We start from the raw sequence: 19464 nt of genomic DNA, 5'->3' as shown, positions 1-19464 counted from the left end.
CGGCGAGGGAGAGCGCGGCACTACGGAGCGTGGAAATGTTGGTTGGCCCCGACGCAGGGTAGGGCAAGGTCGTCAGATCTTGGAGGCCAGCGGCAGGGTCACCCACCCCGGCCCCGCACGGCCCCACGCCCGCGCACGCCAGGAAGGGACACCGATGAGTACCACGATCAAGGACCGGCTCTCGCACGTCACCGAGGCGGTCCCGGTGAGCGGGATTCCCGGTGCGGCGCGCTCCGCCGCCGACCGTGCCGGGCACGCCGCCGCCGACGCCACGGTGAAGGCCGGCCACGGGGCGGCTCAGGCGGGACGCACCGCCGCTGCCGCCACCCGGGATGCCGGCAGCGCGCTGGCCAGCAAGGTGCCCGGCACCTCGGGCACCGGTGTCGACGCGGCCAGCCGGCAGGCCAGCAGGACGACGAAGGTCCCGGCCCGTACGGCGGTCAGGATGGTGTCCAACGCCGCGGCCGTCTCCGGCCGCACCGCCCGGCGGATCGAGAAGGCGCGCGGCGCGGCGGAGCTCTCGGCCGAGCACGCCCGCGGGGCGACCGAGCCGCGGGTCGAGAAGGCCCGGTCCGGCCGGGCCATCCGGTCCGAGCAGAAGGCCCAGGAGCGGGCCGACAAGGCCAGGCGGATGCTGGAGACCCGGCTCGCGAAGGCCGAGGGGAAGCTGGCCCGGGCGCACCGGCGGCGCCGCCGCGGCCTGGTCACGGTGCTGCTGGTCGGCGGCGGCGCGGCGGCCGCCGTCGCGGCCCGCAGGTACCGCCCCGGCCCCGGCCAGCAGGACGATGCAGGCATCGGTTACGACGAGGAGCTGACCCGCTCGGCACCGCCGGCGGTCGCCCGCACGGAATCGCCGGCTAGCACCGGCTTCCCGGCGTCGACGAGCCTGGAGGCCGCCTCGGACGTCATGGCCGGACGGATGGACCAGATGCCCGGCGTCGACTCCTCGCGACGCCATGGCTGACCGGGCCGCCTGAGACCGCGCCGGCCCGTGAGCCCGTCACGGTCAGTCAGGTCCGGCGTCGCGCTGCCCCCGCACGACCGCCTCGCGGCCCAGCCGGGCGACCGCCTGCTGGCCGAGCCCAGCCGGAGTCACGAGCGCTCGGATTTGCGCACCGAGTGGTCTGGCTCCGCGGCGCCTCGGCTCGGCTCGTTTTCTTCATCCTCGACGTAGCCGTCCAGCGAGCAGATCGTCGAGGAGATCAGCTTGGCCATACCTACCTCCAGCCAGCGTCGCGGTTCAGAGCCAACCAGCGGTGGCCATGGGTCAGCCGCCACCCCCTGAGACCGCGACGCAGCGCGGGACTCATCGGAACGAGGGCAAACCTCTACGCGGTGCGCCGCGGCCGGGAGGTCATCGCCCACCTGAACCGCCATGCCGGCAGCGGCCAGGTTCGGACGCCGGTCAGGCGATCGCGAGGATCTCGCCATTCGGGATCGTGATCGACGCTCCCGGCGTCGCCGCCCACACCCGCCACGCCCGCGAGATCCGTTCCAGGTCGTCCTGGCCGGCCAGCCCATGCGCCAGTGCCTGGCCGGCCATGTCCGAGCGCAGAATCCGGTCGGCCCACATCTCGCCCCACCAACGCCGGTCGGCGTCGGACTCATACACCCAGTCACTGGTCGTGGCCGTGACCTCGGCGTAGCCGGCCTCCCGGGCCCAGCCGGCGAGGTGACGCCCCGCGTCCGGCTCGCCGCCGTTGGCACGGGCAGTGCGCAGGTACAGGTCGAGCCATTCGTCGAGTTCGGGGGGACGCGGCGTCCAGCTGAAGTCGCCGTAGCTGCCGTCGCGGGCGGCGACGACCCCGCCCGGCCGGCTCACCCGACGCATCTCACGCAGTGCCAGCACCGGGTCGGCCACGTGCTGGAGGACCTGGTGCGCGTGCACGGCGTCGAAAGAACCATCGGGAAACCGCAGCGCGTGGACGTCCGCGACGACGAAGGTGATGTTCTGAGTGCCGCGGCGTGCCGCCTCCGCCCTGCTCAGGTCGAGCGCGGACTCGCTGACCTCTACCGCGGTCACGTGCCCCGGCGCGACACGCTCGGCCAGGTCGACGGTGATCGTGCCAGGCCCGGCGCCCACGTCGAGCAGGGTCATCCCGGGCCGCAGCCTCGGCAGCAGGTACGCCGCCGAGTTCTCGGCCGTCCGCCAGCGGTGCGAGCGCAGCACCGACTCATGGTGGCCGTGCGTGTAGGTGTTGGCCGGAGTCACCATCCCGTCCGCCTTCCCGTGCCCATCGAACTACCCCGCTCCCGGACGAGAATCATCCTACATCACGAGACTGTCGTCTCATTATATGGGACAGAGGGTCGGCTCGGCCAACGATCTGACCTCGCGCGGTGTCGCCGAGGAGGTCCCCGACTACTTCGGCGTCGGCGGCGCGAAGGGTGACGTGCTGGAGACGCGGCCGGCAGAGCTGAACGTCTTCAAGCACTGACCGAGAGGCGATTCGAGGCAGAGAGTGCCCCGGCCACCGGCCGACTTCTGGCCGCGAGACCAGATCCGTGCCGGTGAGGCGGAGATCGAGCAGGATTTGGCGCACCGTCCCGTGTCGGCGACGTCAGCAGTCGTCGGCGCTCAGCGTGGCGGCGATGCCGTCGAGGAGCCAGGTGAGGCCGTCGAAGAAGCGGCGCTCGGCGGCGTCGGTCTCGAACTCATGGACGCGGATCACCGAGTCGATGCCGAACTCGGCGATGTGCGGATACTCGCCCGTCTCGACCAGCCGGCGCAGGTAGCCCTCGGCCCCGCGCAGCTTCGAGTGACCAGCCGGTTTCATCCCCGCCGGCCCCGTCACATCGGCCTGGTCAGCGGTCGAAGCGGCACCCGACGCGGGAATCTCGTCGAACGCGGGACGTCGGCTGGCAATCTCCCGGACGACCTGGCCAACCGTGTAGGTGTCGACAGCGAACAAGATTGCGATCTTGCGCTCTCGGTCGATATCCAGGCTGGAGAGGGCCGCGAGGGACTGTTCGAAGTTGCGCAGTGCGTTCGGGCTGAGGGCGGCGCGGGTGGCGGCCACCGAAAGCATCCACGGGTGACGGCGGGCTCCGGCCCGGACATGGATCGAAATGAGGCGAAGCGCATCCCGCCAGTCCGTCGGCAGCTGGCCCGGGACCAGGCATTCGCCGATCGCCTCGTTGACCATGAGGTCGATCAGGTCCTGCTTGCGGCCGATATGGGAGTACAGACTCATAGGCCGCGCACCGAGCACCCCGGCGACCCGTCGGATCGAGACCGCGTCGATGCCCTCGGCGTCGGCGAGCTCCAACGCCGTGGCGACGATCGCCTCCCGCGTCAGCGACGCCGGCCGTCCTGCGGGCTCCGGCCGGAACCACAATGAACCGAGCGCCTCGTCGCCGGAGGGGTCGAGCGCGCCCGGCGCGGACGTGGGCGAGCCCGACGGGACACCGCGCCGACGGCGCCGGCCATGCCAGTCCAACAGCGCCCGCGCGTCGTCGCCCGCGCGCCGGCTGGCCGCCGGCCGGCCGGCGGTGCCCGTCCCCCGCGGCCGGCCGGCCCTGTTCCCGCCGGTCCCCGCCGCGGTAGGCAGGTCCGGGTCGGGTGGGCCGCCTACTGGCCCGGTCAGGTCGGCGGAGCGGCCGAACGACACCGGTCCACTCGGCTGTCCAGGCTGGTCGAGCGGGTGGGAACCGACCATGCCGGCGACCGGGTCTGACCCGGCCGTGGCGGCAGGCGGCGTGCGGGGCTGGTCCGCGTGGCCTCGCATCCTCCAAGGATACGGAGCCGGCTCGCCGGCGTCCGGCTTCCGTCGGTCCGCGTGGCCCAGCTCGGGCCACCCGCCGGATGGCCCACCGGCCCACCCGGCGAGCCACAGTTGATACACCGTATCGGCTAGCGATACGCTGTATCGGTCCGCTCGGCCAGGGCCGGCCCTCCCCGCTCGCCAGCAACTCGCACCGCAGAACGCGCACGGCAGCAAACCCGCGTGGCAGCACACCCTCACAGGCAGCAGAGCCTGCCCGGTCAGCAGGCCACCGGCGGGCAGAATCCGCTATCCGGCAGCTGTGGCGCGGGCGGACATTGGCAACCGGCTCAGCAGAGCACCGGCCTGAGACCGCCCGGCACCGATCAGGTTCCAACACCGCCCGGCCCGCCGACAGCGACGGCAGAGGCGCCCCGCCCCACGGAGAGGCCCGATGAGCTCGCCACCACCCGAGACACCAGTGCCAGCCCAGAGCGTGGCAACCGAGGATCCGGCCGCCGTAGCCGCCGTGGCCGGGTCCCCCCCGAAGTCAGACAAGCTCGACCCGGCGCTTGTCCGGCTGGCTCTCGTCATCCTGGTCGGCGTCGTGGCTGTGCAGCTTGACGCGACGATCACCTCGGTCGCCATCGACACGCTGGGACGCAAGTTCAACGTCGGCGTCTCGACGATCCAGTGGGTCTCGACGGGGTACTTGCTGGCGCTGGCGATGGTGATCCCGCTGACCGGCTGGTCGGTGGAGCGGTTCGGCGGCAAGCGGATGTGGATCCTGTCGCTGGCGCTGTTCCTGGTCGGTTCGACGCTGTGCGGACTGGCCTGGTCGGCAGGAAGCCTGATCGGGTTCCGCATTCTGCAGGGCCTGGGTGGCGGCCTGTTGTTGCCGCTGATGCAGACGATCCTCGCGCAGGCCGCGGGACCGTCTCAGCTGCCCAAGCTGATGGCGGCGATCTCCGTTCCCGCGATCCTGACCCCGATTCTCGGCCCGGTCATCGGTGGCGTGATCATCGACAGCATCAGCTGGCAGTGGATCTTCCTGATCAACATTCCGGTGTGCATCGTCGCGATCATCCTGGCGTTCCGGGTACTGCCAGACAGCCGGCAGGAGGAACGACATCCACTCGACGTCCTGGGACTGACGCTGCTCTCCCCCGGTCTCGCCATCGCCGTGTACGGATTCTCGGAGGCCGGCAGCAAGGGCAACTTCGCGCACACCCAGGTTCTCGTCCCGCTGCTCATCGGCGTCGCGCTGCTCGCCCTGTTCGTCCTGCACGCTCTGCACACCCGAGCGGAGCCGATCATCGACCTTCGCCTGTTGCGCAACCATGCCTTCCTCGGCTCGACCGGGCTGATGTTCCTGTTCGGCATGTCGTTGTACGGCGCCATGTTCCTGACGCCGCTGTTCGAACAGGTCGTTCGCGGCCGGGACGCGACCGGGGCCGGCCTGCTGCTCGCCCCGCAGGGCCTCGGGATGGGGATCGGGCTGATCCTTGTCGCACCCAGGGCGAACCGGCTGTCGGCCCGCGGGATGGTGACCGTCGGGCTGGTGCTCACCGCGCTGGGCTCGGTGGCCTACACCCAGGCGGGGCACAACCCGAGCGAGTGGCTGCTCGGCGCCTCCCTGGCGGTGCGGGGCGTCGGCATGGCGCTCGCGATGATTCCGACGATGACAGCGACCTACCACGGTCTGCGCCACGACCAGATCCCGCGGGCGACGACCACCTCGCGCATCCTGCAGCAGATCGGCGGCTCGATCGGCACGGCCGTTCTCGCGGTCGTCCTCGCCACCCAGATCCGCTCCCATTCGGGCGCGGGCGGAGTGGCAACGGCGGCCTCCGGCGGCGGGGATGGGCCTGCCTGGCTGGCCACCGCCTTCGGCACGACCTTCTGGCTGCCGGTGATCTTCTCGGTGCTTTCGGTTCCGCTGGCGTTCCTGATCCCGAAGCGGCTCGCCGGAGCCGAGGGCGACGGTCAGCCCGCAGCCGCCGCCGAAGCCGGTGCGACGCCCGCGCCACGCCCGTCCGAGGACACTGCATACCCCGCCGTCCTCGCGGACTAATGGCCCCAGCGAGGAACCGAAGCGGTGGGGCGGCCGACGGCTGTCGGCCGCCCCACCAGGGTTCCGGGCCAAGCCGACCTAACGCGGGGCCATCCGGATGGCGCCGTCGAGGCGGATGACCTCGCCGTTGAGCATCGGGTTGGCGACGATGTGCTCAACCAGGGCGGCGTACTCGTCCGGGTCGCCCAGCCGGCTGGGATGCGGGGTCTGGCTGCCCAGCGACTCCTGAGCGGCCTCCGGCAGGCTCGCCAGCAGCGGCGTCTTGAACAGGCCGGGAGCGATGGTCACCACCCGGATCAGCTTGTCAGCGAGGTCGCGGGCGATCGGCAGCGTCATGCCGACGATTCCGCCCTTGGACGCCGAGTAGGCGGCCTGACCGATCTGACCGTCGAACGCGGCGACCGACGCCGTGTTGACGATGACTCCGCGCTCGTTGCCCGGAAGCGGCTCAGCTCGGGCGATCCGCTCCGCGCCCAGGCGCAGCACGTTGAACGACCCGACCAGGTTGACGTTGATCACCTTGGCGAAGGCCTCCAGCGGGTGCACGCCACTACGCCCGAGCACCCGGGTCGGCGGCCCGATGCCCGCGCAGTTGACCACCACCCGCAGCGCGCCCAGTTCCTCGGCCAGGTCGAGGGCCGCAGTGACCGCGGCGGCGTCGGTGACGTCCGCCGGGGCGAACCGGGCCCGCTCGCCGATCTCGGTCGCGGCCTTCTCGCCCGCGCTGGCCGGCAGGTCGAGCAGGACGACGCTCGCGCCAGCCTTGTGCAACCGCTTGGCCGTCGCCAGGCCCAGCCCCGACGCGCCGCCGGTGACGACCGCTGTCGCGCCCGCTATCTCCACGTGCTCCGCCTTCCGTGCCTCCGATGGCCTCGTGCGTCGCCACGAGCCTCGACCATTCTGATAAGCACTCACTCGCAAAGCTTGGGGACGTCGCCAACCAGCGCCGACCTCGCCCGTCACCAGCCGCGAAGGCCACCCGCAGGGCGCCGCCCGGCGACCAGTCCAACCCAGTTCAGCCAGGTCGGGTCAGGAGGACAACCCGGGCACCTCCGCCGAACCAGCGGAAACCGCCGAAGCGCCGAGCCAGTCGGCGAGGACCGCCTCGGTGTCGCCACCCGTCACCGGCGGCGAAGACGGCACGGCCGCCACGGTCCGGGAGAACCGGGGCGCGGGCGCCGGCTGCCGGACGCCGTCGAGCGTCATCAGCGTGCCCCGCGCGACCAGGTGCGGATGCGTCGTGGCCTCGGCGAACGTCAGCACCGGGGTGACGCAGGCGTCGGTGCCGTCGAACACGGCTGCCCATTCGTCCCTGGTCCTGGTCAGGAACGTCGCCGCGAGCCGGGCGCGCAGTGCGGGCCAGCCCGCGCGGTCGTTCTGCCCCGGCAGCCCGGCGTCGCCGGCGAGGCCGAGGCCCGCGAGCAGCGCGGCGTAGAACTGCGGCTCGATCGCGCCGACCGCGACGTGCCGGCCGTCGGCGCACACGTAGGTGTCGTAGTAGGGCGCGCCACCGTCCAGGACGTTGGTGCCGCGCTCGTCGGACCAGAAGCCGGTGGCCCGCCAGGCCCACATCATCTGCGCGAGCACGCTGGCGCCGTCGACCATCGCCGCGTCGACGACCTGGCCCGCGCCCGAACGCTCCCGCTCCCACAGCGCCGCGAGGATGCCGGTGAGCAGGAACATCGAGCCGCCGCCGAAGTCGCCGACGAGGTTGAGCGGGACGACCGGCTTGCCGTCCTTCGGCCCGATCGCGTGCAGCACGCCCGTGACGGAGATGTAGTTCAGGTCGTGGCCGGCCGTGTGCGCCCACGGGCCGTCCTGGCCCCAGCCGGTCATCCGGCCGTAGACCAGGCGCGGGTTACGGCCCAGGCACACGTCGGGCCCGACGCCGAGCCGTTCGGCCACTCCGGGGCGGTAGCCCTCGATCAGCACGTCGGCCCGCTCGACCAGGGCGAGCAGCCGTTCCTTGCCGGCGGCGTCCTTGAGGTCGAGGGCCACGGAGCGCCGGCCGCGCAGCAGGTGGTCACCGGTGGCCGGGGCGCCGGGGATCGCGCCGCCGGTCGCCGGCCGCTCCACCCGGACCACGTCGGCGCCGAGGTCGGCGAGCACCATCGCGGCATGCGGGCCCGGCCCGATCCCGGCGAGCTCGACCACCCGCAGCCCGGCGAGCGGACCCGTCGGGTGTGCGGCGGCAGACGTCATCGGCCGTCACTCCTTCTCCACACCACGCTCGTGGCGGCCCCGGTGGGCGGCCCGGTCCCGCCCGGTGTCGGATCAGGCCCACGGCAAGCTGTTTCACCGGCCGCTCAACGGTCTACCCGCCCGCCCGCACCCGCGTCCACTGTTCGACCGGCGCCGCGGGCTCAGTCGTACAGCTCGCCGCGGTCGGCGCGCTCGACGAGGGAGGCCGGCGGCGCGAACCGCTCGCCGTACCTGGTCGCCAGCTCGCCGGCGCGGGCGACGAAGCCGGCCGGGCCGCCGGCGAAGCCGTTGACGTAGCCGAGCACGCCGCCGGTCCAGGCCGGGAACCCGGCGCCGGTGAGCGAGCCGATGTTGGTCTCCGCCACCGTGCGCACCACGCCGTCCGCCAGCGCCCGGGCCCCGGCCAGCGCCACCGCGACCAGCAGCCGTTCGACCAGCTCGTCGAACGCGATCCGCGCCGGGTCGAGCTTGCCGCCGAACCGGTCCCGCAGGCCTGGCCACAGGCCGGTCGGGCGCCCGTCGGCATAGTCGTAGAAACCGGCGCCACCGGGGCGTCCCGGCCGGCCGAGCTCGGCCATCCGGTCGAGCACCGCCGCCGCGCCGCCCGCGTCCTCGTCGGGCAGCGCGGCTCGGACGGCCGGCCCGGTCAGCTCGTCGAGCAGCCGCAGCGGGGATGACGGGAAGCCGGCCTGCGCGCCGGCCTGCTCGACCGACGCGGCTGGTATCCCGGCCCCGACCATCGCGGCTCCCTCGGCGGCGAACGCCCCGAGCAGCCGGCCGACGAACGAGCCGCCGAAGCCCCCGGCGGCGGCCTCATGCACGACGATCGGGGTCTTGCGCAGCTGGGTGACCAGGTCGATCGCCCGGGCCAGTGCGGCGTCGCCGGTCCGCCCGCCGACGACGATCTCGACGAGTGAAGTCCGGTCCGCCGGGCCGCCCAGCCACAGGCCGACGACATCGGACGCCTCGTCGGCGCCGGCCGGGTGCTGGTCCGCCAGCGGTGCGGCCGAGGCGACGCACAGCAGCGCGCCCGGCACGGCGGCCCGCGCCGCGGTCAGCGTGACGGCCGCGGCGGGACCGGCCGGGTCGGTCGCCTCGATGACGACGTCCGCGCCGGCCAGCGCGGCCTGGTCCGCGCTCGGCGTGATGCGGGCGAGCAGTGCCTCGCCGGCCGGTGGCCGGATGCTGCCCCGGCGCACCGCGTCGGCGACGATCCGCTCGGCGTAGCCCTTGCCCAGCGCGGCCGCCTCGGCCGTCGCGTCGGTGAGGACGACGTCGACCCCGGCCTTGGCGAGCGCGTACGCGAGCGCGGCGCCGGTAGGCCCGGCTCCGAGGACAGCGGCCGTCCGCGCGACGACCGGCGGCTGCCCGGCCGGCCGGACGGCCGTCCCGATCCGCCCGAGGTCGAAGTAGAAGGCCTTGATCATGTTCGTCGCCACCGGGCCGGTCACCAGCTCGGCGTAGTACCGCGACTCGATGACCGAGGCCGTCTCGACGTCGACCTGGGCGCCCTCGACCGCCGCGGCCAGGATCGCCGGCCCCGCCGGCGCGCCCTCGGCGGCGGCCTGGCGGCGCAGCCCGGCCGGCAGCGCCGGCAGCGCGGCGGCCAGTGCCGCCCCGCCGCCGGGAACCTGATAGCCCGGCACGTCCCAGCGGGCGGCCGCGTCCGGGTTCGCCTGAATCCAGGCCCGCGCGGCGGGCAGCAGCTCGTCCACGGAACCGACGAGCTCGTCGACGAGCCCGAGCGCGCGGGCCTGCGCCGGGCTGTACCGCTGGCCGTGCAGCAGCACGTTGACCAGCGCGCTGCGCACCCCGAGCAGCCGCACCGACCGGACGATCCCGCCGCCTGACGGCGCGAGCCCGAGCGTGACCTCGGGCAGGCCGAGCTGGGAGCCGGGCACGTCCGCCGCGATCCGGTAGTGACAGGCGAGGGCGATCTCCAGCCCCCCGCCGAGCGCGGCGCCGCCCAATGCCGCGACCACCGGGCGCCCGAGCGTCTCCAACCGGCGAAGCTGGTCCTTCACGGCGGTGGCCGTCTCGAACGCGGCGAGCCGGTCCGCCGGGCCGAGCTGGACCAGCTCCCGCAGATCGGCCCCGGTGACGAACGTCTTCTTCGCCGACGTCACGACGACCCCGGTGATCGAGTCCCGGTGCCGTTCGAGGCGGCCGACGACGTCGCCCATCGACGCGCGGAACGCCGCGTTGGTGGTGTTCGCCGCGTGATCCGGGTCGTCGACGGTGAGCACGACGATCCCGTCGGCGTCCCGCTCCCAGCCGATCACGCCGATCCGGTCGGCAGCCGCCGCGGGGCCGTCCGGGTCGGGCCACTCCATCGGCGGCGGGACCGTCGGCCGCACGGGCGCTGACATCGGCTCGGGCATCGTCTCGTCTCCGGATCGCGAGGGGCTTGGGTCGGTCAGATCCGTTCGAGCAGCGTCGCCACGCCCATGCCCGCGGCCGCGGACAGCGCGACGACGGCCCGGCGGGCGCCGCGGCGGGACAGCTCGGCCACGGCGGTGGCGACCAGCATCGCGCCGGTCGCGCCCAGCGGGTGGCCCAGCGCGATCCCGCCGCCGTTGACGTTGAGCCGATCGTCCGGGACGTCGAGGTCGCGCTGGTAGGCGAGCGGGACGGCGGCGTAGGACTCGTCGACCTCGAAAAGGTCGACGTCGGCGACGCTCAGGCCGGTGCGGGCGAGAAGCTTGCGGGTCGCGGCCCCGGCGCCGGTGAGCGCGAGCGTCGGCTCCGCCCCCGCCGACGCGGACCCGACCACCCGGGCCAGTGGCCGCAGCCCCAGCTCGGCGCCGACCTCGGCGTCGCCGATCAGGACGAGCGCGGCCCCATCGGCCGCGCCGGCCGCGTTCCCGGCCGTGTGGACGTGCTCGACCCGCTCCAACCAGTGGTAGCGCCGCAGCGCGACCGCGTCGAAGCCGGCCTGTTCGCCGGCCTGGGTGAACGCCGGCGCGAGCCGGGCGAGGAAGCCGGCGACGGCGTCGAGCCTCTCGGGCGCCACCTGTTCCCCCGGGCCGACGGGACCGACCCGTTCGTCGTGGTCAAGCACGGGCAGGCCGTGGTCACGCACCGGGACGACGGCCTGGTCGAACCGGCCGTCGGCCCAGGCGGCGGTGGCCCGCTGGCGCGAGCGGGCGGCGTAGGTGTCCAGATCCGTCCGGGTGAGGCCCGTGACGGTCGCCAGCAGGTCGGCGGCCACGCCCGGGGGGACGTAGTGGGTCAGGTAGTTCGTCGCCGGGTCGTTCGCCCAGGGGCCGCCGTCGACGCCTGCCGGCAGCCGGGACATCGACTCGACCCCGCCGGCGAGCAGCAGCGCGTCGCCGCCGGCGCGGACCCGGGCGGCGGCCAGGTTGACGGCCTCCAGGCCGGACGCGCCGATCCGGTTGACGACGAGGCCGCCGACATCGTCGGGCAGGCCCGCGACGAGCGCGGCAGCGCGGGCGAGGTCGCCGCCCTGGTCACCGAGCGGGGTGGCGACCCCGAGGACCAGGTCGTCGAGCCGGTCGAGGTCGAGCGTCGGGTTGCGCTCGCGGATCTCGCCGACCAGGCCCGCGACCAGGGACACCGGCTTGACGCCGTACAGCGCCCCGCCGGACCGGCCGCGCCCGCAGGGTGTACGGACCGCGGCGTAGACGACCGCCTCGGCGGCACCGGTCGTGGACATGACCGCGACGGTACCGCCCCGCCACCACCCACCGTCCGCCTGTGTCACCCAAGGCCAACAACGGGCCGGGTCACCCAAGGCCAACAACGGGCCGGGTCACCCAGAGCCAGCGCTTCGTGTGACCCGGAGCCAACAGCCGGCCGGGACACCTGAGGCCAGCGACGGCTGGGGCTACACGGCCGCACTGTTGGCCACGTCCTCGAGGAACGCGATCGTGTGGGCCGCGGCGGCGCGCCAGCTCGGGTCGGAAAGCACCTGGTGGCCACCGGGGACGGTCACCAGCTGGGCGCGCGGCGCGGTGCGGGTCGTCATCCGCACGACGGGCAGCGGGCTGACCTCGTCGTCGACGCCGTGCACGAGCAGGATCGGCAGGTCGGGCAGCGCCCGCGGCGGCGGCTCGGTCGGGACCTCGCCGGCGACGGGACGGTAGAGCAGCGGCAGTCCGAGCAGCACCAGCGCGTCGGGGCGCAGCGCCGGCGAGCCGGCGGCGGTGAGCGCGCGCAGCGCGCCGGTGTCCGAGCCGACCAGCGCGAACGGCCGGCCGGGGACCCGGCACTCGCCGAGGGCGAGCGTGCTGTCCTCGCCCGGCCCGAGGTAGGCCACCTCGTAGCCGTCGAGCGAGAGGCGGAAGGCGAGCTGCTCGAACATCTCCGCCGACTCGCCCCGGCCGGGCAGCACGACGACCGAGCCGCGCGGCTGGCCGGTCGGCTCGGCGCTGCGCCAGAGCCGGGCATGCCGGTCGCGGGCCTCGGCCTGGCCGGCCTGCGCCGGCGCGAACGCCGGCTCCTGGGCGGACCGGGCGGCCGGCACGGCCGGCACGGCCGGAATGAGCGTTGGGGTCATCGAACACTCCTGGTTTCTGGTAGTCCCGCGGCGGAGGCGACCCATGCCGGTCGCGGCGGCGTACGCGGGCCGCGGCCTCGTCCGAACCAGTGGGACGAGAACGCGGCGCGTGCACGCCGAAGTGGCCAGACACACAGTGCGACGGGCGACGGTACCCCGACCGCTCGGGGCGGATGACACGGGGGCACGTCTCGACGGTGCGCCCGGGAAACCTGGCCGCCGACACCACGGGGTAGCGCCAGGGCGAACTCCTGACGAAGAGAACGCCCTGCATCCGAGCGACCCGACAGGGCTACCAGGCGGCGCAGGGCGGCGTGTCAGGACGTCAACGGGTGTCGGGGCAGGACATCCAACAGGTCGCCGACGGTGGACAGGAGCGCGACCGCACGACGGCGGCCGGCACGCGGCCGAACGGCGGTCGGACGGTGGCGGAGGGCATACAGCAATGCTCACCAGTCTAGTGAAGAAAGTCAACGAGCCTCGTCGCGGCAGAGATCTTGGCGATACTTCCGCGAAACCTCGGTGAAACGTTAAAGCCCCGAGTCGAGACGGCGGACCCGACCGGGGATCACCCGAGGGCGCCCCGGGCGACCGCGAGGCCGTAGCGGCGAGCGCCGCTGGAGTACACCGCGCAGATCCCGGCCGGCACGACGGGATGCGGGCAGAAGTGCACGCCGTCGGGGGCCCGGACGGTGATCTGGCCGTCCGGGCCACACGGCTCCCCCGGGCCACACGGCAGGGACGGGACGAACCGGCCGGCCGCGGTCACCGCGAGGTCGGCCCGCACCACCCGGGTGTTCGGCGTCGCGGCGGCGATCGCGGCCCACAGCCGGCCGAGCTCGGTCCGCCCGGAGGCGTCGACCGTTTCGACCTTGCGGGCCGGTTCCTCGACCAACCGGACCGGGACCCCGGCGGACACCAGCTCATCGACCATCGTGGTCACGTCCGCGCGGTAGCCGGTGAGCAGGTCACGGCCGGCCATGCAGGCCGGCTCGTTGCCGGAGAAGGCGAGGATGGCGATGGTCGGCCGGAAGTCGCGGATCTGGCTCGGCACGTCGTCGACCCAGTCGCAGGGGGCGGTACCGCTCCAGGCGCGCAGGTCGATCGCGTGCACGCCCGCGTCCAGGGCCGCCTGCTTGAAGGGCACCTGCGACTCGACCATCAGCGAGTCCCCGTACACCAGCAGCCGTGGGTCCGCCGGCAGATAGCCGCGCAGCACGACCGCGGACGCGATCACAGCGACGATCACCACCAGCATCGCAACGGCCCGGCGCGACCACCGGGTCAGCTCGGCGCGACGGCGAGCCCGCAGCCCCGAGAGCGCACCGAGCAGCGCGAGCAGGTCGATCCCGGTCCGGCCCTGGTGGGTCGCCGAGCGAGTGCCAGCCGACCGGCTGGCACTGTCACGGCCCTGATCGCCGGGCTCCGGGGCCTGGCCGGGGCCGTCCGGGCATCCCGGCCGGTCGGAGCGGTCCTCGGGCGCCGGACGGTCGGCGCGCGGCGACCGCTTGTACTGCGCGGCGGGCAATGGCGCTCCTCGTACCGAAGGAAGGCTCTTCCACCCTTATCAACGCAGCCGCCGTGCAATCGGTTGAAATCTGTACGTGTCCTTTTGATGCTACTTTGCCGCGCGAGACAGCGACCCGCCTGGCCTGCGCCCACACGTAGGAGCCCGCGACCAGCGTTGTTCCCGACTGCGCGAGCACGTCGTGCCCCCGCCGGCAGCGATGCTGGCCAGCGCGGCAACGCCGAGGACAAACCCGCCCACGGCCCACGGCCCGCGGTGCCGGCGCCGAGCCCCGCGCGAAAGCGACCACGACCACGGCCACGGCCACGAGGAGCTGGACCGCGACAAGCGCGTAGGCGAGGTCGGCGACCAGCCGCTCCGATCTGAACTGGCTGTGTTCTCGCGACAGGTTGTCAATGCTGATCGCGAAGCCGATCACCGCGATCGCGAGGATGACCAGCCAGCTCCCGTTCCCCCAGAGCAGCGACGGAGTCCAAGCCTCGGCCTCCCGGCACCACCTGGGTGCCTGACCCTTCGACGACGGCTGGACGCCGCCGGGGGCCAGAAAGGTCCTGGACCGTCGGAGGCGCGGCGATCATCGAGCTGCGCGGTCAGCTGCGCGCAACCGTCGTCTCGGGCTGACGACGGGCGCGGCCCGCACCCAGCCTGGTCAGGATCGGGCGGGGTCGTCGTCGCCCAGCTGGCGGGCGTAGAGGTGGGCGTAGGCGCCGTCGCGGGCGAGCAGGTCGTCGTGGCTGCCGGACTCGACGACCCGTCCGTCCGCCATCACGTGGATGACGTCGGCGTCGACGATGGTCGACAGCCGGTGCGCGATCACCACCCGGGTGCGGCCGACGCCCAGGCGTGCGAGCGCCTCCTGCACGATCTGCTCGGTGACCGAGTCGAGCTGGGAGGTCGCCTCGTCGAGGACGAGCATCGGCGGGTCCGCGAGCAGCACCCGGGCCAGGGCCACCCGCTGGCGCTCGCCGCCGGAGAGCTGGTAGCCCCGCGCGCCGACGACCGTCGCCAGTCGCTTCGGCAGCTTCTCCAGCAACGAGCCGAGACCGGCGTCGAGCGCGGCCGCCTCCAGCTCCGCGTCGGTGGCGGCGATCCGGCCGTAGCGGATGTTCGCGGCGATCGTGTCGTGGAACATGTACGGGTCCTGCGGGACGACGCCGACGATCGAGCGCAGCCGCCGCCAGTCCATCGTCGCGAGGTCCTCGCCGTCGCAGCGGATCTGGCCGCGGGTGGCCAGATAGAGACCGGCGAGCAGACCGCCGAGCGTGCTCTTGCCGGCACCGCTCGCCCCGACGATCGCGGTCTTCGCGCCGGCGGCGGCGATGAGGTTCAGGTCGCGCAGGGCCCACTCCTGCTCGGCGCCCGCGGCGGCCTTGGCCGCGGCGGCGAGCTCGGCCTCCTCGCGCTGGTTCTCGGCAGCCTCGGCGCCCTGGACGTCCCACCAGCGCCGGCCGAGCTCACGGCCGGCCGCGGTCCAGTCGGACTTCGGGTCGCGTTCGTAGCGGAACCAGAGGTTCTCGATCCGGATCTCCGGCGCCGACCGCCAGGCCCGCGTGTAGCCGGTACCGGCCTGGCCCGGCTGCTCGGGCACCAGTGGTGGTCGCGCCGGCCTCCCCGCGGGGGCGAGCCGCCCGGTCCCGACGACCGGCAGGTCACGCACGTCCGGGTCGACGTCGAGCAGCCCGAAGACCCGCTCGAAGGCGACCCCGGCATCCAGCAGATCCGACCGGCTCTCGGCCAGCCCGGTCACCGGCCGGTAGGCGTACACGAGAGCGCTCGCGAAGGCGAGCAGCGTCCCGATCGTGGCCCGGTCGGTGCTGACCAGCCAGGAGCCGAAGCCGACGACGATGACGACCGCGACGGCGGAGCCGGCCGACGACATGAGCCCGGCACGGGCGTTCACCCGGTTGCGCCGCTGCGCGGTCCGGCGCATGCCTTCGGCGATCTCGGCGTAGCGGCTCGACTCGTGCTCGGTCCGGCCGAACAGCCGGATGTGCAGCGCGCCGGAGACGCCGGTCGTGTCGCTGATCTGGGCGAAGTGCTTCACCCGCAGCTTGATCAGCTCGACGGACAGGCTGCGGCCCTCCCGGCGCCCGACCGCCAGCAGGGCGAAGACCCCGGGCGCGAGCAGCAGGGAGACGGCGGCGAGCCGCCAGTCGAGGACGGCGATCGTGGCGACGCCGACGACCGCGCTGATCGCGGTCGTCACCGCGCGCGGCAGCACCATCGCGACCGCGGTCTCGATCTCGCCGGCGTCCTGGCCGAACAGGGTGAACAGGTCGCCCTGGCGCTGCCCAGGGAAGAAGGCGAACGGCACCCGCAACAGCTGGTCGTGCACCGCCTGCCCGGCGCGCTGCCCGACCAGCTCGCCGAGCCCCGAGCTGAGCACCGTGGAGATCGCGCTGGCGACGGCCTGCAACAGCGCGACGACGAGCAGCGCCGCGATCGAGATGATCAGCGCGAAGTTCCCGTGCGGCGCCGCGAGGCCGGTGTCGATAAGGTGCCGCAGGATGAACGGCGCGGCGGCGAAGGAGAGCGCGCCGGCGAGGTCCAGCACGATGATCGCGACGAGCCGCGGCCCCGCGTCGTCGAAGAACCGCACGCTGCGGCGCGCGGTCGTGCTCCCGGTGAGCCGGCCCAGCAGCCAGGCCGTCGCCCTTGGGATCGCGGGCACCCGCGGGCCGGCCGCCGCCCGCGGCCGCGCCGCCGACACCCCTGTCGGGTCCGACACCTCCGCCCGCGAGTCTTTGAAGTCTTCCGCCACAGGAACCACCACCCCCGTGCTAGGTCCACCTGACAACCGGAGAACCTAACTCGGGTATGTGACAGTTTTCGGCCCTTGGTCAGGCCGCGGCGAGCTGGCCGAGGACGGCTGGAAGCTCGCCGGTGTGCACGACGGTCAGGGACCGGGTGGCGCGGGTCAGCGCGACGTAGAGGTCGGCGAGGCCGCGGGTCGGCCCGGCGAGCAGCTCCGCCGGCTCGACCAGCAGGACGGCGTCGAACTCCAGGCCCTTGCTGTCGGCGACGCTCAGCACGGCCACCCGCGCGTCCAGCACGTCCGCGGCCGTCCCGTCCACGCTCCTGGCGGCGGCGCCGGTCCGGGAGCTCGCGCCGTTCCGGGCGGCGGCGTCGGGGTTCCCGGCGGCGCCGAGCAGCTCAGGGGCGACCCGCCACAGCGCGGCGCGCACCGCCGGCAGCGACGGCGGCGCTGTGATCACGGCGATCCGGCCCTCGCCGATCATCCCGGCCGTCCGGATCGTCTCCGCGACGACCGCGTCGACGAGAGCCGCCTCGGCCCGAGCCCGGTCGGCCTGGCCCCGGTCGGCCTGGCCCCGGTCGGCCCAGGCCCGGTCAGCCGGACCGCCGCCGAACTGCCGCTGGTCAGGCTGGCCGCCGGGCAGGCCGGCCCGGATCGCCAGCGGCTTCTCGCCGACCGAGCGGACCGACTCCGGCGGCGTCGCGCCGGGCACGGCCACCGCCAGCACGTCGGCGGCGACGTCCATGATCTCCCGGGGCGTGCGGTAGTTGACGGTGAGCCGCTCCACCCGGAACCGGTCCCCGACATGCGGGGCGAGGACCTTCGCCCAGCTCGTGGGGGCACCCGGGCGGGCCGCCTGGGCGAGGTCGCCGACGAGGGTGGCGCTGCGCGCCGGGCAGCGCCGCCACAGCAGGCGCCACAGCATCGGCGAGACCTCCTGCGCCTCGTCGACGATCAGATGGCCGAACGCCCACTCGCGGTCGGTCGCGCCGTGCTCGGCCGCGCTCGCCCGCCGGCGCGGGCCGCGCCAGCGGTCGGCGACGGTTTCGGCGTCGAGCTGGCCGGCGAGGCCCAGCATCTCCAGGACGTCCTCGGCGTAACGCATCTCGGCGGCGCGCTCGCGGGCGGCCCGTGCCTCGGCCGCCGCCCGGCTGCCCTCGTCCGGGTCACCGAGCAGCTCGGCCGCCTCGTCCAGCAACGGCACGTCCGCCACCGTCCACACCCGGCTGACCCGGCCAGCGCGCGCCGGTGCCGGCCGTTCGGCGGCCTCCAGCGCGCTGAACAGGTCCGCACCGCCGGTGCCGGCCGGCGCGGTGCCCGGGTCCCCCGGCCCGCCGGAGCTGGCCGGCCCGCCGCGGCGCAGCAAAGCCTGCTCGGCCGGGGTCAGGGTCCTGGCGACCGCCCGGGCGAGCAGGTTCGGGTCGGTGTAGAGCCGGTCCAGCAGCTGCGCCGGCGTGACCCGCGGCCACAGCGCGTCTAGCTCGCGGCGGACCACCGGGTCGCTCCAGAGGCCCTCGCGGACGTCGGCGCGCTCGTCGTCGTCGAGCAGCCCGCCGGAGATCTGCTTCACGACCTGGCTGGTGAGCTCGTCCAGCAGCTCGCGCAGGAACACCAGCCTGGCGCCGTTGTGCGGCCGGCGGCTGCGCCGGGCCCGGGTCCGGGCCCGGGCGACGGTGTCCCGGTCGAGCCGCAGCACCCGGTCATCGTCATGGAGGATCTCGATCGTCCGGCGCGGCAGCCGCTGGTGGTCGCGCACCGCGGCCGCGAGCACGGCGGCCATCCGTTCGTCGCCCTTGAGGACCGCCACCGCGACCGGGTCGGTGGCGGTCGCCGCGACGCCAGGGTAGAGCCGCCCGGGGGTCGCGAACACCACGCCGGTCTCGCCGAGGGACGGCAGCACCTGGTCGATGTAACGCAGGAAGACCGGGCTGGGGCCGACGATGAGGACGCCGGAGCGCTCCAGGCGGGCCCGCTCGGTGTAGAGCAGGTAGGCGGCCCGGTGCAGGGCGACCGCGGTCTTGCCGGTCCCCGGCCCACCGTCGACGACCAGCACCGACCGGGCGTCGGCCCGGATGATGCGGTCCTGTTCGGCCTGGAGCGTGGCGATGATGTCGCCCATCCGGCCGGTGCGCGGCGCGGACAGCGCGTCCAGCAGCATCGTGTCGCCGGTGGGCGCGTCGACGGCCGGGGCGGGGCCGTCGGCGTCCGGGGCCGGCCGGCCGGCCTCGCCAGGGCCGACGGAGAGCAGGTCGTCGGCGACGCCGGTTACCTCGCGGCCCTTGGTGCGCAGGTGGCGGCGGCGGGTCAGCCCGCGCGGGTCGGCGAGCGTCGCCTGGTAGAAGGCCGTGGCGACCGGTGCGCGCCAGTCGACGAGGATCGGCTCCTGCTCGGCGTCGGAAAGCCCGATCCGGCCGATGTAGGTGCGCGCGCCGTCGAAACGGTCCATCGCTCCGAAGCACAGCCGGCCCTCGGCCGCCTCGAGCCTGGCCAGCCGTTCGGCGTGGGTGGCCGCGAAGACGTCGCGTTCGACCACCGACTGCGGGGTCCCGGTGCCGACCTCGAGGAGTACCTGGCGCAGCTGGCGCCGGGTGAGGTCGCTGACCTCGTCGAGCCGGGAGTAGAGCAGGTCCAGGTAGGCCTGTTCGCGGGCGAGCCGCGGGTCACGGGTCGACGACACGGCGC

The 19464-nt window shown here is 74.2% G+C and carries 14 protein-coding genes; 3 read left to right on the top strand and 11 right to left on the bottom strand.

Annotated elements, in window-relative coordinates:
• The first annotated feature begins 154 nt into the window (after window positions 1-154).
• The gene (locus FRADC12_RS31575; RefSeq protein ID WP_045877754.1) at window positions 155-964 is read left to right on the top strand and encodes a hypothetical protein; all 810 of its coding nucleotides are present in this window, start codon (window positions 155-157) and stop codon (window positions 962-964) included.
• A gap of 128 nt (window positions 965-1092) precedes the next feature.
• On the opposite strand, the gene FRADC12_RS33875 is transcribed toward FRADC12_RS31575, so the two are convergent.
• On the bottom strand, window positions 1093-1215 hold the full coding sequence (locus tag FRADC12_RS33875) for a hypothetical protein (RefSeq protein ID WP_255355212.1): 123 nt from the start codon (window positions 1213-1215) through the stop codon (window positions 1093-1095).
• A 190-nt stretch (window positions 1216-1405) separates the two neighbouring features.
• Window positions 1406-2215: a class I SAM-dependent methyltransferase gene (locus FRADC12_RS19835; RefSeq protein WP_045877753.1), complete on the bottom strand. Its 810-nt coding sequence runs from the start codon at window positions 2213-2215 to the stop codon at window positions 1406-1408.
• 82 nt (window positions 2216-2297) lie between these two features.
• On the opposite strand from FRADC12_RS19835, the gene FRADC12_RS31570 reads away from it, so the two are divergent.
• On the top strand, window positions 2298-2438 hold the full coding sequence (locus FRADC12_RS31570) for a hypothetical protein (protein ID WP_157488954.1): 141 nt from the start codon (window positions 2298-2300) through the stop codon (window positions 2436-2438).
• A gap of 123 nt (window positions 2439-2561) precedes the next feature.
• Here the strand turns inward: FRADC12_RS31570 and FRADC12_RS19830 are convergent, their stop codons facing one another.
• Window positions 2562-3728, bottom strand: coding sequence for a TetR/AcrR family transcriptional regulator (locus FRADC12_RS19830; RefSeq protein WP_232303910.1), 1167 nt, complete (start codon window positions 3726-3728; stop codon window positions 2562-2564).
• Window positions 3729-4158: 430 nt separating this feature from the next.
• Between FRADC12_RS19830 and FRADC12_RS19825 the strand changes: the two genes are divergently transcribed.
• Window positions 4159-5778, top strand: coding sequence for an MDR family MFS transporter (locus FRADC12_RS19825; protein WP_232303909.1), 1620 nt, complete (start codon window positions 4159-4161; stop codon window positions 5776-5778).
• Window positions 5779-5856: 78 nt separating this feature from the next.
• Here the strand turns inward: FRADC12_RS19825 and FRADC12_RS19820 are convergent, their stop codons facing one another.
• The 8 genes from FRADC12_RS19820 to FRADC12_RS19785 all read right to left on the bottom strand — a co-directional run bounded on the left by FRADC12_RS19820 (window position 5857) and on the right by FRADC12_RS19785 (window position 19459).
• Entirely contained in the window at window positions 5857-6621 is a 765-nt protein-coding gene (locus tag FRADC12_RS19820; protein ID WP_045877752.1) for an SDR family NAD(P)-dependent oxidoreductase, read from the bottom strand.
• Between the two features lie 186 nt (window positions 6622-6807).
• Window positions 6808-7980: a CaiB/BaiF CoA transferase family protein gene (locus tag FRADC12_RS19815; protein ID WP_045877751.1), complete on the bottom strand. Its 1173-nt coding sequence runs from the start codon at window positions 7978-7980 to the stop codon at window positions 6808-6810.
• Window positions 7981-8141: 161 nt separating this feature from the next.
• Complete coding sequence (locus FRADC12_RS19810; protein WP_084011384.1) at window positions 8142-10349, bottom strand: enoyl-CoA hydratase-related protein; 2208 nt, start codon at window positions 10347-10349, stop codon at window positions 8142-8144.
• A gap of 47 nt (window positions 10350-10396) precedes the next feature.
• A complete protein-coding gene (locus FRADC12_RS19805; RefSeq protein WP_045877750.1) occupies window positions 10397-11656 on the bottom strand; it encodes an acetyl-CoA C-acyltransferase in 1260 nt (419 codons plus the stop codon).
• A gap of 171 nt (window positions 11657-11827) precedes the next feature.
• Window positions 11828-12499, bottom strand: coding sequence for an alpha/beta hydrolase (locus tag FRADC12_RS19800; protein ID WP_045877749.1), 672 nt, complete (start codon window positions 12497-12499; stop codon window positions 11828-11830).
• A gap of 568 nt (window positions 12500-13067) precedes the next feature.
• Complete coding sequence (locus FRADC12_RS19795) at window positions 13068-14027, bottom strand: SGNH/GDSL hydrolase family protein (RefSeq protein WP_052711027.1); 960 nt, start codon at window positions 14025-14027, stop codon at window positions 13068-13070.
• A gap of 649 nt (window positions 14028-14676) precedes the next feature.
• Window positions 14677-16755: an ABC transporter ATP-binding protein gene (locus FRADC12_RS19790; RefSeq protein WP_232303908.1), complete on the bottom strand. Its 2079-nt coding sequence runs from the start codon at window positions 16753-16755 to the stop codon at window positions 14677-14679.
• A 112-nt stretch (window positions 16756-16867) separates the two neighbouring features.
• Window positions 16868-19459, bottom strand: coding sequence for a HelD family protein (locus FRADC12_RS19785; RefSeq protein ID WP_045877748.1), 2592 nt, complete (start codon window positions 19457-19459; stop codon window positions 16868-16870).
• Between the last annotated feature and the right edge of the window lie 5 nt (window positions 19460-19464).

Origin of the sequence: Pseudofrankia sp. DC12 (genome assembly GCF_000966285.1) — a bacterium.
GTDB lineage: Bacteria > Actinomycetota > Actinomycetes > Frankiales > Frankiaceae > Pseudofrankia.
Note: the sequence above shows the minus strand (reverse complement) of the source record. Positions and strands in the feature narration are given on the sequence as shown.

Excerpts from the sequence above, each read along its gene's own strand:
- FRADC12_RS31575 (WP_045877754.1), top strand. The coding sequence starts at position 155 with ATGAGTACCACGATCAAGGACCGGCTCTCGCACGTCACCGAGGCGGTC.
- FRADC12_RS33875 (WP_255355212.1), bottom strand. The coding sequence starts at position 1,215 with ATGGCCAAGCTGATCTCCTCGACGATCTGCTCGCTGGACGGCTACGTC.
- FRADC12_RS19835 (WP_045877753.1), bottom strand. The coding sequence starts at position 2,215 with ATGGTGACTCCGGCCAACACCTACACGCACGGCCACCATGAGTCGGTG.
- FRADC12_RS31570 (WP_157488954.1), top strand. The coding sequence starts at position 2,298 with ATGGGACAGAGGGTCGGCTCGGCCAACGATCTGACCTCGCGCGGTGTC.
- FRADC12_RS19830 (WP_232303910.1), bottom strand. The coding sequence starts at position 3,728 with ATGCGAGGCCACGCGGACCAGCCCCGCACGCCGCCTGCCGCCACGGCC.
- FRADC12_RS19825 (WP_232303909.1), top strand. The coding sequence starts at position 4,159 with ATGAGCTCGCCACCACCCGAGACACCAGTGCCAGCCCAGAGCGTGGCA.
- FRADC12_RS19815 (WP_045877751.1), bottom strand. The coding sequence starts at position 7,980 with ATGACGTCTGCCGCCGCACACCCGACGGGTCCGCTCGCCGGGCTGCGG.
- FRADC12_RS19810 (WP_084011384.1), bottom strand. The coding sequence starts at position 10,349 with ATGTCAGCGCCCGTGCGGCCGACGGTCCCGCCGCCGATGGAGTGGCCC.
- FRADC12_RS19805 (WP_045877750.1), bottom strand. The coding sequence starts at position 11,656 with ATGTCCACGACCGGTGCCGCCGAGGCGGTCGTCTACGCCGCGGTCCGT.
- FRADC12_RS19800 (WP_045877749.1), bottom strand. The coding sequence starts at position 12,499 with ATGACCCCAACGCTCATTCCGGCCGTGCCGGCCGTGCCGGCCGCCCGG.